Here is a 15,510-nt window from a genome sequence, read left to right as displayed (position 1 = left end):
AATTAATTCTTCCAACGAGTTACAAAATTAATGATTTATATGATATATATCATTTTTTGCCTAAGATTCATTCAGGAGCTTTGCATCAGGTAAAATGAGTAAAGTTATGGACACACAAAACTGTTTCCATTGTGGTTTAGCTATTGTAAAAGAAGCTGAAATTATTTTTGACGCAAAAACTTTTTGTTGCAACGGCTGTAAAACCGTGTACGAAATTTTTAGTCTGAATGATTTGACTTGCTATTACGATTTTGAAAAATCACCCGGAGCAACTCCGCAGGAAATTAAGGGTAAATATGATTTTTTAGACAATGAAAACATCGTTTCAAAATTATTGGAATTTGAAGAGGATTCAACCGCTATTGTTTCACTTAGCATTCCTCATATACATTGTAGTTCTTGTATTTGGATTCTGGAAAATTTACAACGCCTTCAAAAAGGAATAAGCAGTTCTCAGGTTAATTTTTCGGAGAAAAAAGTACGTATTGTTTATAATTCGAATGAAGTTTCACTGAGCGAAATTGTTCGTTTGCTGTGTTCTATTGGTTACGAACCGTATATTAGTTTAGATAATTACGAAACTCAAAAACAAAACATGGACAGAAGTCTGACCTATAAACTGGGTGTCGCTTTTTTCTGTTTTGGCAACATTATGCTGCTTTCTTTTCCCGAATATTTTGAGATCAGAGAATTCTGGCTGGACAATTACAAACCGTTTTTCAGGTGGCTGATTTTTGCTTTGGCTTTACCTTCTTTCTTTTATTCCGCAAGTGGTTATTATGTTTCGGCATATAAAAGCATTAGGTCTAAAATGTTCAATATTGATGTTCCTATCGCTTTAGGAATTATTGTCATGTTTATTCGCAGCCTGGTTGATATTGTATTGGATTACGGTTCAGGTTTTTTTGACAGTCTGACGGGCTTGATTTTCTTTATGCTTTTGGGCAAAATGTTTCAGATTAAAACCTACAGTTTTCTAAGTTTCGAAAGAGACTTTAAATCGTATTTTCCGGTGGCTGTGACCCGAATAAATAGTGATGCTTCTGAAGAAAGTGTTGCGGTTTATGATATTCAAAAAGGCGACAGGCTACTGATTCGAAATCAGGAATTAATTCCCGTTGACGGAATTTTAATTAGCGAAAAAGCCGCTATTGATTACAGTTTTGTTACCGGCGAAGCCATTCCAATCAGCAAGATTTCAGGTGATAAAGTTTTTGCCGGAGGAAAACAAATAGGGAAAGTGATCGAAATGGAAGTCTTGTTTTCGGTTTCCCAAAGTTATCTGACCCAATTGTGGAGTAATGATGTGTTTCAGAAAAAAGTGGAACAAAAACACAAAAGCATTACTGACAGTATTTCCAGATATTTTACTCCTATATTATTATTGATCGCTTTTCTGGGATTTGGCTATTGGATTTTTACAGATGTGAATACTGCTTTTAATGTATTTACGGCGGTATTAATCGTGGCTTGTCCCTGTGCTTTAGCATTAACAGCACCTTTTACATTAGGAAATATTTTGCGAATTACAGGAAAGCAGCAATTTTATCTTAAGAATGTTTTGGTTATCGAACAACTGGCACAAGTGGATACCCTTGTTTTTGATAAAACCGGAACAATTACTACCAATAAAAAATCGAATATCTCTTATGAAGGAAAGTTACTTTCTGAACCTGATTTAATTTTGATAAAATCCATTCTTCGCGCATCGAATCACCCTTTAAGCCGAATGTTATATGATTTTTTACCGGAAATAGAAAAAGTGAAAATTAACGATTTTGAGGAAATTGCAGGAAAAGGAATTCAGGCAGAAACAGCAGGTAATTTTATAAAAATTGGTTCAGCAGCTTTTGCCGGAAATTCTGAAGAGAATTCGGTAATACAAACCTCCGTTCACATTCAAATTAATGGAGAGTATTTGGGGAAATATGTTTTTAAAAATCAATATCGGGAGGGATTAGAAAATTTATTTAAAAAATTGAATAAAAAATACCTAATCAAAGTTTTGTCGGGCGATAATGCCGGGGAAAAATACGCTTTAGAACAACTTTTACCGCAGGGAACCGAATTGGTTTTTAATCAAAAACCGGAACAAAAACTGGAATTCATCAGACAGTTACAGGATTCAGGTAAAAATGTGATGATGGTAGGCGACGGACTAAACGATGCGGGAGCTTTGGCACAAAGCAACGTTGGGATTTCGATTTCGGAGAATGTCAATGTTTTTTCTCCGGCCTGTGATGCTATTTTAGAAGCCGGGCAATTCCAAAAATTAGATTATTTCTTAAAACTCTCTAAGAAAGCGATGTTAGTGATTAAGCTGAGTTTTGGTTTATCCTTACTTTATAATGTGGTAGGATTAACATTTGCTGTAACAGGTAACTTAGACCCTCTGATAGCTGCTATTATAATGCCTTTGAGTACGATTACTATTGTGAGTTTTGTGACGCTGATGAGTAATTATTATGCGAGGAAGTTGGAAGTTAGAAGCAAGAGAATAGAGAATAGAGAATAGAGAATAGAGAATAGAAAATAGAGGAAGAAAATTTGATTTTTTCTCATTAATAGAATCCCAAAGCATGATAAATGTCATAGAATTTCCGGAGTAGGGATTCTACTTTTGGGGTATAAATTTACAAGGTATGAGTGTCATTTATTTATTAATCACCATTAGTATTTTCGTAGCTATCGCCTTTTTAATTGCCTTTTTTATGGCGGTGAAAAATGGGCAATTTGACGATGATTATACACCATCGGTCCGGATGCTTTTTGATGATGAACTCAAAAAAGTTAAGAGTGAGGAGCTAAAAAAGTTAAGCGACTATGAACAAACCTCTAACTCTTAACCCCTAACATTTTACAATTCATAAACATTTTAATTTTAATATATGGAAATGCAGCAGTTTTATTACGATAACAAAATTGTTAAAAAGTTCATTTACGCTACCATTGTTTTTGGAGTAGTTGGTATGGCGGTCGGACTTTTGTTAGCTCTTTTATTTTTATTCCCAAATTTAACAGACGGGATTTCCTGGCTGAGTTTTGGTCGCTTAAGACCTTTGCATACTAATGCTGTTATTTTTGCCTTTGTGGGAAATGCCATGTTTGCCGGGATTTATTATTCTCTGCAACGATTGCTGAAAGCAAGAATGTTTTCTGATTTTTTGAGTAATCTTAATTTCTGGGGCTGGCAGCTAATGATTGTTGCAGCGGCTATTTCACTTCCTTTAGGATACAGCACTTCTAAAGAATATGCTGAATTAGAATGGCCTATTGATGTTGCAATTGCACTGATTTGGGTAGTTTTTGGGATCAATATGATTGGAACTATTTTAAAAAGAAGAGAGCGTCATTTGTATGTGGCTATCTGGTTTTACCTTGCCACTTTTGTTACAGTAGCCGTATTGCACATTTTTAATAGTTTGGCGTTGCCGGTTTCTGCCATGAAAAGTTATTCTGTTTATGCAGGAGTTCAGGATGCTTTAGTACAATGGTGGTATGGTCATAATGCAGTTGCTTTTTTCTTAACGACACCTTTTTTAGGATTGATGTATTATTATATTCCTAAAGCGGCTAATCGTCCGGTCTACTCTTACCGATTGTCTATTGTGCATTTTTGGTCTTTAATCTTTTTATACATCTGGGCTGGTCCGCACCATTTATTGTATTCTGCTTTGCCTAACTGGGCTCAGAATTTAGGAGTGGTTTTCTCTGTTATGCTAATTGCGCCATCCTGGGGAGGTATGATTAACGGATTACTGACGTTGCGTGGTGCCTGGGATAAAGTTCGTGAAGAACCGGTTTTAAAATTCTTTGTTGTTGCGGTAACCGGTTACGGTATGGCTACTTTTGAAGGACCTATGTTGTCTCTTAAAAATGTGAATGCAATTGCACATTTTACCGATTGGATTATTGCTCACGTACACGTAGGAGCTTTAGCCTGGAACGGATTTATGGCTTTTGGTATCATTTATTGGTTGATTCCAAGAATGACAAAAGGGCCTCTGTACTCTTTAAAATTAGCTAATACTCATTTCTGGCTGGGTACTTTAGGAATTATTCTGTACACATTACCATTGTATGTAGCCGGATTTACTCAGGCTTCTATGTGGAAACAATTCAATCCTGACGGAACTTTGACTTATGGGAACTTCTTAGAAACAGTAACTCAGATTATTCCAATGTACTGGATGCGTGCAGTAGGAGGGACATTATACATTAGCGGAATGTTCATATTAGTATATAACATTTATCAAACGGTTAAAGTTAATAATGCAGTAGAAGACGAATTGGCTGAAGCACCAGCTTTACAAAAAATCAGTGCAGGAAGAATCAAAGGAGAAAAATTCCACCCTTGGTTGGAAAGAAAACCAATTCAGTTGACTATTCTGGCAACGGTAGCGATTTTGATTGGAGGTATTATTCAAATTGTTCCAACTATTATGGTAAAATCTAATATTCCTACCATTACAAGTGTAAAACCTTATACACCATTGGAATTAGAAGGACGTGATTTATACATCCGTGAGGGTTGTGTGGGATGTCACTCTCAGATGGTTCGTCCGTTCAGAAGTGAGGTAGAACGTTACGGGCCGCAATCTAAAGCTGGTGAATTTGTTTACGATCATCCGTTTCTTTGGGGGTCTAAACGTACCGGTCCTGATTTACTGAGAGTAGGAGGTAAGTACAACGACAACTGGCATTTTAATCACATGTGGTCACCTCAAAGTACTTCTGCAGGTTCTATTATGCCGGGTTACAAATGGTTGTTTGATAATAAGGCTTTGGATATTTCAGACATCGAAAACAAGATGAAAGTAATGCGGACTCTCGGTGTTCCTTATACAGATGCCGAAATTGCCAACGCTGAAAAAGCGATAAAAGCACAAGCCGGAAAAATTGAAAATAATCTACATGCCGATCCTGATTTTGTAAAAAGCTACGAAGAAAGTAAAAAGAAAGCTGTGGCCAGAGGAGAAGTTTTTGTTCCAATGCAGGACAGAGAAATTGTAGCTCTTATTGCTTACATCCAGAGATTAGGAACTGATATTAAAGTGAAAAAATAGTTTTTTGAAGATGCTGAGAAGCTAATTTAGAATCTCAGCAACTTAGAACCTTCACAACTTAAAAAGAAAAAATATGTTTGAACAAATAAAACACAATATGGAGACCATCGCAGGAGTAGCGATATATCCAATACTATCATTATTGATCTTTTTTTTCTTCTTTGTAGGATTAGGCTTTTGGGTTTTCTCCTATAAAAAAGAAAAAATTAAAGAGTTGAGTCAGATTCCGTTGAATGATGCCATACCAGTTGAATAATAAAGCCATAGTATTATGAAAAAAATAATCCCAGCCTATCTTAGAGTCATTGTACTTTTCTTTATCATTTTTGGTTTGATAGAATATTTTATAGATTCAGGTAACCGGCCTGCTTTTCTAAAATTTCCCATGGTCAATGTAATTCTCTTAGTTGTTCTGATATTGCTAATTGCTATAGAGGCAGTTATTAGTGCCGCTGATAATATTGTGTACCAATTGCTACCGGAGGAAGAAAAAGCCCGATTAGCAGCTGAGGAGTTAAAACCGCTAAGGGAGTCTGTCTGGTTTAAAAACCTGATGAAAAAATTAACTAAAACGGTTCCTATTGAAGAAGAAGGTAGTTTGTTACTGAATCATGATTACGATGGAATCAAAGAGTTAGATAATAATTTACCGCCTTGGTGGGTGTATTCATTCTATGCCTGTATTGTTTTTGCAGCCATTTATTTAGTTCGTTTTGAAATTCTAGGTGCAGATAATCAGGAAATGGAACTGAAAAAAGAATTGGCTCAGGCTAAAATTGAAGTGGCGGAGTACATGAAAAATGCACCTGATTTAATGGACGAAAAATCGGTTACACAACTAACGGATCCGGCCGATTTAGCAATAGGTAAAACACTTTTTGAAAATAATTGTGCGGCTTGTCACAGAGCGGATGCCGGAGGACAAATTGGACCAAATTTAACTGACGACCATTGGATTCTGGGAGGCGGAATTAAAAATATTTTCCATACGATTACTAACGGAGGACGTGACGGAAAAGGGATGATTTCCTGGAAAGGAACGTTGAAACCTAAAGAAATTCAAAAAATTGCCAGCTATATCATGTCTTTAAAAGGAAGTAATCCAAAAGATCCAAAAGCACCAGATGGTGATCTTTGGGTAGAAGAAATTGCTGCAGCTGAAGCGAAATAAATGTTTTTACCGCAGATTAGAGGATTTTATAGATTTAATTTATTAGTTGAGTCATTTACTCTTTGTAAAAAAATAATCTGTGTAATCTGTGGTTAAATAATAGTAAACACTAAACAAAATGGCACAATTAGCCGACGAAGCTTTTAGAGATAGCATTGGAACGATTGATAATGAAGGAAAAAGGAAATTTATTTACCCTAAAAAACCTTCGGGACGGTTTTATAAGTATAGAAAATGGGTTAGTTATTTTTTATTACTAATTCTGATTGCAAATCCGTTTATAAAGATCAACGGTAACCAGTTCATGTTGTTCAATATTCTGGAGCGGCGCTTTAATATTTTCGGATTTCCATTCTGGCCACAGGATTTCTATCTCTTTGTACTCTTTATGATTATAGGAGTGGTGTTCGTGATTTTGTTTACGGTTATTTTCGGACGCATCTTTTGTGGCTGGATTTGTCCGCAAACTATTTTTCTGGAAATGGTTTTCAGAAGAATCGAATTTTGGATAGAAGGCGACAGAGGTGCTCAGATGCGATTAGCCAAACAGCAATGGAATGCTGAGAAAATCAGAAAAAAAGGCTTGAAATGGACTGTGTTTCTGATAATCTCTTTTGGAATTGCAAATGTTTTTCTGGCTTATCTGATAGGTAGTGATGAATTGATTGTTATGATTGAAGATAATCCTTTGAATCATTTGAAAACGCTGATCTCACTGGGCATTTTTACCGGAATCTTCTATTTTATTTTTGTCTGGTTCAGAGAGCAGGTATGTATTATTGCCTGTCCTTACGGAAGATTACAAGGGGTACTTTTAGACAATAAATCGATTAATGTAGCCTATGATTTTGTTCGGGGTGAAAAAGAAGCAGGAAGAGCTAAATTTAATAAGAAAGAAAATCGTGCTTTAAGTGGAAAAGGGGATTGTATTGATTGCCATCAATGTGTCAATGTGTGTCCAACCGGCATTGATATTCGAAACGGAACACAATTAGAGTGTGTGAATTGTACCGCCTGTATTGACGAATGCGACAGCATTATGGAAAGTGTAGGCTTGCCAAAAGGTTTGATTCGCTATGCTTCCGAAGATGAAATAGAGAAAAAAGCGCCTTTTAAATTCACCACCAGAATGAAAGGTTACACTGCTGTTTTGACCATTTTAGTAGGGATGCTTATTGGGCTGTTGTTTTTAAGAACGGATGTTGAGGCACTTATTTTAAGATTACCGGGACAGTTGTACGAGCATAAAGGCGATAATATCAGTAATGTATTTACGTATAAAATTATTAATAAAACCAATGATGATTTCAATGCCCTTCATTTTAAATTAAAAAATATCAAAGGAGATTTAAAATTGGTTGGAAAGCAAATTATCAAAGTTCCTAAACAGGGGATGAGTAGCGGAACTTTATTTGTTGAAATCAATAAATATTTGCTGGAAAGCGACAAAACCAAATTAAAAATAGAAGTTTACAACGGCGATAAAAAAATTGAAACTACCACCACTAGTTTTTTGAGCCCTAGAAGTTTTGACTAATTCCCCTAAGCTCCAAAGGGGGAATATGTATAGTGAATAGAAGCATTATATTTTAATAAATAGAAAATATGAAAACAAACAATTTAAAAGATTTGAATACTTCAGTGGGAGTTCCCCCTTTGGGGGCTAGGGGGATTAAAATTAATTGGGGAACAGGATTATCCATAGCCATAGCATTATTTATCAGTTTTATTTTGTACTTCGTCATTAAAGTACAATCCAATTCTAAATACGATAATGAATTAGTAGTTGAAGAATATTACAAGCATGATGCCCGCTTTCAGGAAGAAATGGAGCGTGTTCAAAATGCACAGGATTTAAATCACAAACCAATCATAACCAACACAAATGAGGGAATAACTATTGTATTTCCTCAGGAATTTAATGCTGCCCAAATTAAAGGAACAGTGTCCCTCTACAGACCGTCTAACAAAAAATTAGATTTCGATACTCCGATTTCGTTGTCTAATCCAACTTTGCTCATACCTAAATCAAAATTGGTAGGCGGTCAATGGGGCATTACTATGGAATGGCAGTATGCCGGAAAAAGTTATTTAACGAAACAACCAATTTATATTGAGTAGTTGCTAAGCTACTAAGTTGCTGAGGTACTGAGATTCTTAGCAACTTAGTAACTCAGTAACTCAGAAACTTCAAAAGAAAAAATGCTTTACACCGCCTTAATATTCGGATTACTAAGTAGCTTTCACTGCATTGGAATGTGCGGTCCTATTGCTATGATGTTGCCTGTAGATCAAAGGAATCCGGCTAAAAAAGTAAGTCAGATATTCACCTATCATTTAGGGCGAATTACTGGTTATGCCAGTATTGGTTTAGTTTTTGGCTTGTTAGGTAAAGGTTTTTTTATGGCAGGTATGCAGCAAAGATTATCGATTGTGATTGGCGTTTTAATGATTATAGTTATTGTAATTCCTGAAAAGACATTTGCTAAATACAATTTTTCTAAACCGGTATTTCGATTGATTTCAAAATTGAAACAAATTCTGGGCAGCCAGTTTAAGAAGAAAAGCTATCAATCCCTTTTTACGATTGGATTGTTAAACGGCTTTTTGCCTTGCGGAATGGTTTATGTGGCTTTATTTGGCGCAATTGCCATGCAAAACAGTAGTTTAGGCGTTTTGTATATGGTTTTATTTGGATTAGGAACAGTGCCATTAATGAGTAGTGTATTATACCTTAAATCATTTTTGTCACTCGGTGTTCGTAACCGCATTCAAAAAGCGATTCCTTATGTAGTAGTGCTGATAGGAGTATTGTTTATTCTAAGAGGATTAGGATTAGGGATTCCTTATGTTTCGCCATCTACCATGAGTTTGTTTGTTCAGGCAAATCCTAATTGTCATTGAGTGATTTTTTTAGTTTAAATAGTTTTTTTAATGAAAAAGCGATTTCTTGTAGTGTGAAATCGCTTTTTCAATTACATAAGTTTCGTTCTTAATTTAGTAGGTGGATAACCAAATATTCGTTTGAAAGCAATACTGAAATTCGAAACATTTTGATATCCTGAAAGATGGCTTATTTCCTGGATAGAAAGCGAAGTGTCGACTAAGTAATGCTTGGCCTTATTCATTCGGATTTCCTGTAAGTAACCAAAAACCGTATCACCAAAAACCGCTTTAAATCCTTCTTTCAGTTTGGTTTGGTTTACACCTACTTTTCGGGCAAGTCCAACAATGGTGTCCGGATTATTAATATTATCTCTGATTAATTGCGCTGCAAATTTTATTTTTTCGACATCATCAGCAGAAAAATTAGTATATTCTTTTTCGTCATCTAAACTATAATGGCTTAAAGCAATAAGCTCATATATTTTAGATTCGATATAAATTTTTCGGGTAAGTCCTTTGTAAAAACAGTTTTTGATGTCCTGTATTACACTATAGATTTTAGCTCCAACTTTTATTTCATTTTTAGCCAGAGTAGTACTGATGTTTTTTTGAATATTATTCAGGAAATTATCCATTATTTTTGATTCTCCTTCATATTTAGCAAGCACATTTACCGGAAGATGAATATCAAAAGTATTGTAAATTATATCTTTTTTAAAATCCATTTTAGCATGATTCTCTTCAACGGCAAGGTAAGTGATATTGCCCGACATCGATCCGGCAAATCCTGTTACTGAAGTCGGGCTTACACAGCCAATTTGCTGCTCAGAAAGATTAAAATGCATTTCTAACAATGCCGTTTCACCACGCCCTGAAATACTAACATCATCGTGCAATTGATAATTTCCTTCAAGTACTGATAAATCGTCATTAATAGCATGTTCATGAAACAGAATATCTCCCTTAGGAGTAACAAATTTCATGTCCTTTTCGCCTTCAATTTTTATTTCTGAGTGGACAATTTCGAGTTCTTGACCAGTTTCCAGAAAATCAGCAAAATCATTAGAGTCAATTTTAAATGCCATCGCTTATACTTCTATATTCATAATTAAAACTTCCACTTTCATAAATGCATTACTCAGTTATGAAATACTTTTGCAGCTGCAAATGTAATTCATAATCAGTTTAAATTAAAATAGCTTGGCAATTAAATTAAATATTTTATTTATTTATCTAATGGGATTTTTCTACGGAAATGCTTGTCCTGTACATATTCAAGTCGAAGACAATTTAGGTAACCCACAGGCAAACGTTAGTGTATTTGTAGATAACAAAGCTATGGGAGTGAGTAACAATAAAGGAATTGCAGAGCTTTCGCTAACAGATGGAAGTTACACTATAGAAGTTGTAACCAAGAACGGTTTTAAACTAAAACAAACCATTACGGCTGATTGTAATACTAAAAATTATTTCAAATTTACTTTAAATATTTCCGGCAGTGATTCGGCAAAGTTAAAAGAAGTCGTGGTGCAAAACCGAACAGTAAAAAAGCAAATTGAAACGTCTGCGTTTTCTGTTGAGGTTATCGATTTTAAAAAACAATATGCCAAAGCAGGCGATGTGGGGGATTTTATAAACCGTGCTTCGGGAGTAAAATTAAGAACCAATGGAAATTTAGGTTCGGCTGTACAAATTAATCTAGGCGGATTGCAGGGAAAAGCAGTTCGTTTTTTTAAAGACGGAATTCCTATTGAATTGTTTGGTCACGGTTTCAGCATAGGAACAATTCCTGTAAATATGCTGGACAGAGTAGAAATTTACAAAGGAGTGATGCCGGTTTATTTGGCTTCGGATGCTTTAGGCGGCGGAGTAAATATGGTAACCAGAACTTCAAATAAAAATTTTGCAGAGGTATCATATGAAATAGCTTCATTTAATACACACCGCGCAACAGCTAATTTTTATCTTCAAAATAAAAAGAATTTCTACGGCGGTTTTAATGGTTCATTGAATTATTCGGATAATAATTATAAAGTAAATGTTCCCATTCAGAATGATAAAAATGAGGAATTTAAAGATGTGAAGCGTTTTCACGACATGACAAGATCAAATTATGGGGAAGCTTTTATTGGATTAAAAGAAAAATCATGGGCTGATAATCTTCGACTGACTTTGATTTATTCTGATTTCTTTAAAGAAATTCAAAATGATGCTCAAATGGTAAATGTTTACGGGCAGGCGTTTTCGAAAGAACAGAATTACACAGGAATGATCCATTATAAAAAGAAATTTTTTGATGATAAACTAAAAGTAAATTTCCTGACTAATTACAGTCACTTTGATACCAAATTTATTGATACAACAACGGTTCGTTACAATTGGGAAGGAGATATCATGGCTAGCGGTTTACAGGCAGGCGAAATCAGGGCAGGAAATAACCAACAATTAAAATACAATCTGGCTGCGTCGAGATTAAATATGGAATATCGATTGTCTGACCGAAACTTTTTAGAATTCAGTGAACTGTTTCAATATCAGCGAAGAAAAGGAAGCGATCCTCTGGGAGCAATTTCTCCAATTGATGGTATTGATGTAATGACTATTCCGGCAACTTACAGAAAAGATAATTTGGCTCTGGCTTGGCGTTCATTATGGCTGGACAGCAGACTGGAAAGCGTTATTGCCGCTAAATATTACCATTATAAGACAGACGGATATACAACTGATAATTATGGAGCAGCCTGGAAATCATCAAAAGCAGACAGTCGTTTTGGTTATTTGGCAGGACTAAAATGGGCAGATAAAAATTATTTATTAAAATTTTCTTACGAAAAAGCCACGCGTCTTCCTGATGAATCAGAAGTTTTTGGCGACGCTGTCATGACCAGAGAAAATTTAGATCTTAAACCTGAAAAGAGCGACAATTTAAATTTATATGGCGAATATTCAATCCTAAAAGGAAAAAGCAGTCTGGTTTTTTCGGCCAATTTGTTTTATAGAAATGCCAAAGACGGAATTTTTCTTCAGTATGATATTCCATTCAGCCGATACATAAACTACCAGCAAACTGAAATAAAAGGTTTTGAATTTGAAACGAATTATGTTCCTGCAAAATGGTTAAGTACCGGATTGAATATGACTTATCAGGATATTAGAAGAATAGCGGTTGAGAGTCAGTTTAACTACCTTCAGGATTCAAGAGTGCCTAATATTCCGTTTCTGTTTGGAAACTTTTGGTTAAATACTTATTTCGGAAATCTGTTTGCGAAGGGTGATAATCTAAACTTTACGTGGAATGCTAATTACACTCATCGGTTTTTTCTGGTTGAAATTCCAAAAAGTCAGGAACCGTCTTTGTTTGAACCTGTAAAAGATTTTCAAACTTCATTAATCATTCCAAAAGATGGAAGAATGGGGCAGTTTTCGAATGATGTGGGCATTTATTACCATTTTTCGAATAAAAAAACAACTGTTTCAGCTGAATGCCGAAACATTGGAGACATAAGATTGTATGACAATTTTAATGTTCAGAGACCGGGAAGGTCATTCCATCTCAAACTAATTTATAACTTTTTTTAAATTAACAATAATTACAATAACTATGAAAAGAAGCAAATCACTTGGTTCCATACTTGCAGGAGTAGCTGCTTGTATGCTTTTATTTTCTTGCAGCAGCAATGATGATAACAATAATGATGACAATGGTAATGTAGATGAAACTTTGCCAAAAAATGAAACCTGGATTATTTACAATGGTGCAGCTAATTGGAGCGGAGGTGTTTATGCATTAAAAGACAATAAATCAAGAGAAATCAATCTTGCCGGACTTCCCTTTCTTCAGGTAGCCTCTTCTTTAGGTGGAAGTGTTTTAGACAAAAGCCTTTTTAAAGTAAATGATGTTTCAAATACAAAACAGGGAATTACTAAAATGGGGCTTGATGCTTCAGGTAAAGTGGTAGATCAAGGATTTTTACCATCACTTTCTAACGCGTACGAAACAAACTACTTAGTGGCAAGTGCTACAGAAGGTTACTACTGGGATAAAGTTAGAGGCGGATTGAAATTACAAAAATTCAACCCAACCACTATGGAAAGAACAGGAGAAATTGATTTTTCTTCGCTTTCAGAAGGACAACCTTTAGAATCAATCGGGCAGTTAATTATCGCAAAAAGAGAAAACAAATTATATCTTGATTTATTATTAGGAAGTAAAGTAGGGAACAACTGGCAGGTAACTCCTGCGGTAAAAGAAGTAGCAATTGCAGTTTATGATTTAACGACAAATAAAATTGAAAATGTAACTAAAATTGGTAATACAACTAATTTAGGTGTTTTTATTGACCACGTTCTATGGAGTTTAGACGCGGTTACCGGTGATTTATATTTTGCTACAGTAGGTGATATGAAAACACAGCCAACGGACTATTCTTCTAAAATTCTTAGAATTAAAAAAGGAGAAGTTAATTTTGATACAACATTTGTACTTGATATTAGAGCGTATCAGTTTCCGGCTGAATTCAACCGACTTTTTGCTCACAACAACAAAATTTATACTACAATTCCATCAAGACCGGTTTCTTATTATGGAGGAGGACAACATGGAGTTAAATATAGAGATGATGTTTGGTTCTGGAACGAAATTGATGCCAATACTAAAAAAGCAACTCGCTTAAACATGCCACCGGATAATTTCTATACAACACAAAATCCATTTTTCCATAATGGTGAAATTTATTTCCTGTCAAATAGTACTTCAGATGGTTTTTCAGGAGTGATGCAATACAATCCAACTACAAAAGTTACTAAAGAAACTTTCCGTTTAAAAGAAAGCGGAAGAATCCAGGGATTCAATATTATTACAGATTAATTTTAGTCTTTTTTTAAAACCTAACCTGCTTGTCTAATCGATAAGCAGGTTTTTTTTATGGTTTTTGTTAAGTGTGAATTGTGTAGTTCTTATTGTAAATTCTGTAAATTATTTCCAGAATTCAAAATGTAAATTTACAGCAGTTACCTAAACAGAAAAAATACAAGACATGAAAACAGAAAATGAAGGTTTTGATTTAACTATTACTGTAAATAACTTTAATTTGTCTTATAATGATGTTGGAGAAGGAAGTGTTCCGGTTATATTTATACACGGTTTTCCTTTTGATAAATCGATGTGGCATGGGCAAATGGATTTTTTAAAATCAGCTTATCGTGTAATTAGTTTTGATATTCGAGGATTTGGGAATTCTATTGATACAGATTCTTCTTTGAGTATTGATTTATTTGCTGAAGATTTAATAGCATTTATGGATGAATTAAACATCGAAAAAGCAGTGGTGTGTGGTTTGTCTATGGGTGGATATATAGCTCTAAATGCCTATCAGCGATTTTCTGAACGGTTTGAAGCTTTAATTTTAGCCGACACACAATGTATAGCCGATACTCCTGAAGTCAAAGAAAAACGTTATGAGGCCATCAATGAAATAGAGGTTAATGGCACTGCAAATTTTAATGAGGGTTTCATAAAAAAAGTTTTTTATGAAGATTCATTTAGAAATAAAAAGGAACAGGTAGAAGAATTAAAAAAAGTGGTATTCTCTAATCCTGAGCATGTTGTACAACGAGGACTTAAAGCAATTGCTGAGCGATCAGAAAGCTGTTCTGTTCTGACTGAAATTAATATTCCAACATTAATTATCTGCGGAAAAGAAGATTCTGTGACCCCGTTAGCACAATCAGAAGCAATGAAAGAATCTATATCCGGAGCAACATTAAAAGTTATTGAAAATGCAGGTCATGTGTCTAATCTGGAACAGAAGGATAAATTCAATCAACATATTTTAGATTTTTTAAAAGCTATAGATGTTGTTGGTGACGGAGCTTTTAAAGTAGATTAAGGGAGAACTAATAATTGTATTTATAAAAAACCTCGCTTTGGCAAAAAGGAGGTTTTTTGTAAGTATATTTTTGATTTATAAAAGTTTATTCTGTCGGCATTTTCGACATATCCATATAGAATACTTCCCAGGTGTGACCGTCAAAATCTTCAATAGTACGTTGTTGCATAAAACCATAATCTCTCATTTCAGTAGGTTCGGTTCCGCCAGCATTCAAACCGTTGTTTACAATAGTATTTACTTCGTCAATACTGTCAGTCGATAACGAAAACAATCCCGCAATATGGGCTTTGGTATCCGCAATGGGTTTATTTGTAAAGTTTAAAAACTTTTCGTGCGTTAAAAGCATTACATAAATGCTGTCACTCCACAACATGCATTTTGCGGTGTCATCAGAAAATTGAGGATTGTTTGAAAAACCTAATGCAGTGTAGAAATCCATTGACTTTTGAAGGTCAGTTACAGCCAGATTGATAAAAACTTGTTTTGCCATATTTTT

Annotated in this window: 13 protein-coding genes; 11 read left to right on the top strand and 2 right to left on the bottom strand. The window is 34.8% G+C overall.

Annotation, left to right across the window (positions count from 1 at the left end):
• Positions 1–106 precede the first annotated feature (106 nt).
• The 8 genes from ABS764_RS11840 (at position 107) to ABS764_RS11805 (ending at position 9,141) form a co-directional block, all read left to right on the top strand.
• Positions 107–2,515 (top strand): heavy metal translocating P-type ATPase, encoded by a 2,409-nt coding sequence (locus ABS764_RS11840; protein ID WP_408082010.1) that lies wholly within the window; start codon positions 107–109, stop codon positions 2,513–2,515.
• 127 nt (positions 2,516–2,642) lie between these two features.
• Positions 2,643–2,846 (top strand): cbb3-type cytochrome oxidase assembly protein CcoS, encoded by a 204-nt coding sequence (ccoS, locus tag ABS764_RS11835; RefSeq protein ID WP_408082009.1) that lies wholly within the window; start codon positions 2,643–2,645, stop codon positions 2,844–2,846.
• Between the two features lie 42 nt (positions 2,847–2,888).
• Complete coding sequence (gene ccoN / locus ABS764_RS11830; protein ID WP_408082008.1) at positions 2,889–5,066, top strand: cytochrome-c oxidase, cbb3-type subunit I; 2,178 nt, start codon at positions 2,889–2,891, stop codon at positions 5,064–5,066.
• Between the two features lie 73 nt (positions 5,067–5,139).
• Positions 5,140–5,322: a CcoQ/FixQ family Cbb3-type cytochrome c oxidase assembly chaperone gene (locus ABS764_RS11825; protein WP_408082007.1), complete on the top strand. Its 183-nt coding sequence runs from the start codon at positions 5,140–5,142 to the stop codon at positions 5,320–5,322.
• A gap of 15 nt (positions 5,323–5,337) precedes the next feature.
• Complete coding sequence (locus ABS764_RS11820; protein ID WP_408082006.1) at positions 5,338–6,237, top strand: cbb3-type cytochrome c oxidase N-terminal domain-containing protein; 900 nt, start codon at positions 5,338–5,340, stop codon at positions 6,235–6,237.
• A 118-nt stretch (positions 6,238–6,355) separates the two neighbouring features.
• Complete coding sequence (ccoG, locus tag ABS764_RS11815) at positions 6,356–7,774, top strand: cytochrome c oxidase accessory protein CcoG (RefSeq protein WP_408082005.1); 1,419 nt, start codon at positions 6,356–6,358, stop codon at positions 7,772–7,774.
• A 134-nt stretch (positions 7,775–7,908) separates the two neighbouring features.
• On the top strand, positions 7,909–8,358 hold the full coding sequence (locus tag ABS764_RS11810) for a FixH family protein (protein ID WP_408082132.1): 450 nt from the start codon (positions 7,909–7,911) through the stop codon (positions 8,356–8,358).
• A gap of 81 nt (positions 8,359–8,439) precedes the next feature.
• Entirely contained in the window at positions 8,440–9,141 is a 702-nt protein-coding gene (locus ABS764_RS11805) for a sulfite exporter TauE/SafE family protein (protein ID WP_408082004.1), read from the top strand.
• A 71-nt stretch (positions 9,142–9,212) separates the two neighbouring features.
• On the opposite strand, the gene ABS764_RS11800 is transcribed toward ABS764_RS11805, so the two are convergent.
• Positions 9,213–10,208 carry a helix-turn-helix domain-containing protein gene (locus ABS764_RS11800; protein ID WP_408082003.1) on the bottom strand — a complete coding sequence of 332 codons (996 nt, stop codon included), beginning with the start codon at positions 10,206–10,208 and terminating at the stop codon, positions 9,213–9,215.
• 115 nt (positions 10,209–10,323) lie between these two features.
• On the opposite strand from ABS764_RS11800, the gene ABS764_RS11795 reads away from it, so the two are divergent.
• The 3 genes from ABS764_RS11795 to ABS764_RS11785 all read left to right on the top strand — a co-directional run bounded on the left by ABS764_RS11795 (position 10,324) and on the right by ABS764_RS11785 (position 15,011).
• A complete protein-coding gene (locus tag ABS764_RS11795) occupies positions 10,324–12,702 on the top strand; it encodes a TonB-dependent receptor plug domain-containing protein (protein WP_408082002.1) in 2,379 nt (792 codons plus the stop codon).
• 22 nt (positions 12,703–12,724) lie between these two features.
• Entirely contained in the window at positions 12,725–13,990 is a 1,266-nt protein-coding gene (locus ABS764_RS11790; protein WP_408082001.1) for a hypothetical protein, read from the top strand.
• A gap of 169 nt (positions 13,991–14,159) precedes the next feature.
• On the top strand, positions 14,160–15,011 hold the full coding sequence (locus tag ABS764_RS11785; RefSeq protein WP_408082000.1) for an alpha/beta fold hydrolase: 852 nt from the start codon (positions 14,160–14,162) through the stop codon (positions 15,009–15,011).
• An 85-nt stretch (positions 15,012–15,096) separates the two neighbouring features.
• Here the strand turns inward: ABS764_RS11785 and ABS764_RS11780 are convergent, their stop codons facing one another.
• The gene (locus ABS764_RS11780) at positions 15,097–15,504 is read right to left on the bottom strand and encodes a VOC family protein (protein ID WP_408081999.1); all 408 of its coding nucleotides are present in this window, start codon (positions 15,502–15,504) and stop codon (positions 15,097–15,099) included.
• Positions 15,505–15,510: the final 6 nt, after the last annotated feature.

It is taken from the genome of Flavobacterium plantiphilum (assembly GCF_046000495.1).
In the GTDB taxonomy this organism is placed as follows: domain Bacteria; phylum Bacteroidota; class Bacteroidia; order Flavobacteriales; family Flavobacteriaceae; genus Flavobacterium; species Flavobacterium plantiphilum.
The sequence above is the reverse complement of the archived record's forward strand: the minus strand, read 5'-3'. Positions and strand labels throughout refer to the sequence as shown.

What these genes read in the sequence shown, in the direction of transcription:
- ABS764_RS11840 (WP_408082010.1), top strand. Translation starts at nt 107, where the DNA reads ATGGACACACAAAACTGTTTCCATTGTGGTTTAGCTATTGTAAAAGAA.
- ccoS (WP_408082009.1), top strand. Translation starts at nt 2,643, where the DNA reads ATGAGTGTCATTTATTTATTAATCACCATTAGTATTTTCGTAGCTATC.
- ccoN (WP_408082008.1), top strand. Translation starts at nt 2,889, where the DNA reads ATGGAAATGCAGCAGTTTTATTACGATAACAAAATTGTTAAAAAGTTC.
- ABS764_RS11825 (WP_408082007.1), top strand. Translation starts at nt 5,140, where the DNA reads ATGTTTGAACAAATAAAACACAATATGGAGACCATCGCAGGAGTAGCG.
- ABS764_RS11820 (WP_408082006.1), top strand. Translation starts at nt 5,338, where the DNA reads ATGAAAAAAATAATCCCAGCCTATCTTAGAGTCATTGTACTTTTCTTT.
- ccoG (WP_408082005.1), top strand. Translation starts at nt 6,356, where the DNA reads ATGGCACAATTAGCCGACGAAGCTTTTAGAGATAGCATTGGAACGATT.
- ABS764_RS11805 (WP_408082004.1), top strand. Translation starts at nt 8,440, where the DNA reads ATGCTTTACACCGCCTTAATATTCGGATTACTAAGTAGCTTTCACTGC.
- ABS764_RS11800 (WP_408082003.1), bottom strand. Translation starts at nt 10,208, where the DNA reads ATGGCATTTAAAATTGACTCTAATGATTTTGCTGATTTTCTGGAAACT.
- ABS764_RS11790 (WP_408082001.1), top strand. Translation starts at nt 12,725, where the DNA reads ATGAAAAGAAGCAAATCACTTGGTTCCATACTTGCAGGAGTAGCTGCT.
- ABS764_RS11785 (WP_408082000.1), top strand. Translation starts at nt 14,160, where the DNA reads ATGAAAACAGAAAATGAAGGTTTTGATTTAACTATTACTGTAAATAAC.
- ABS764_RS11780 (WP_408081999.1), bottom strand. Translation starts at nt 15,504, where the DNA reads ATGGCAAAACAAGTTTTTATCAATCTGGCTGTAACTGACCTTCAAAAG.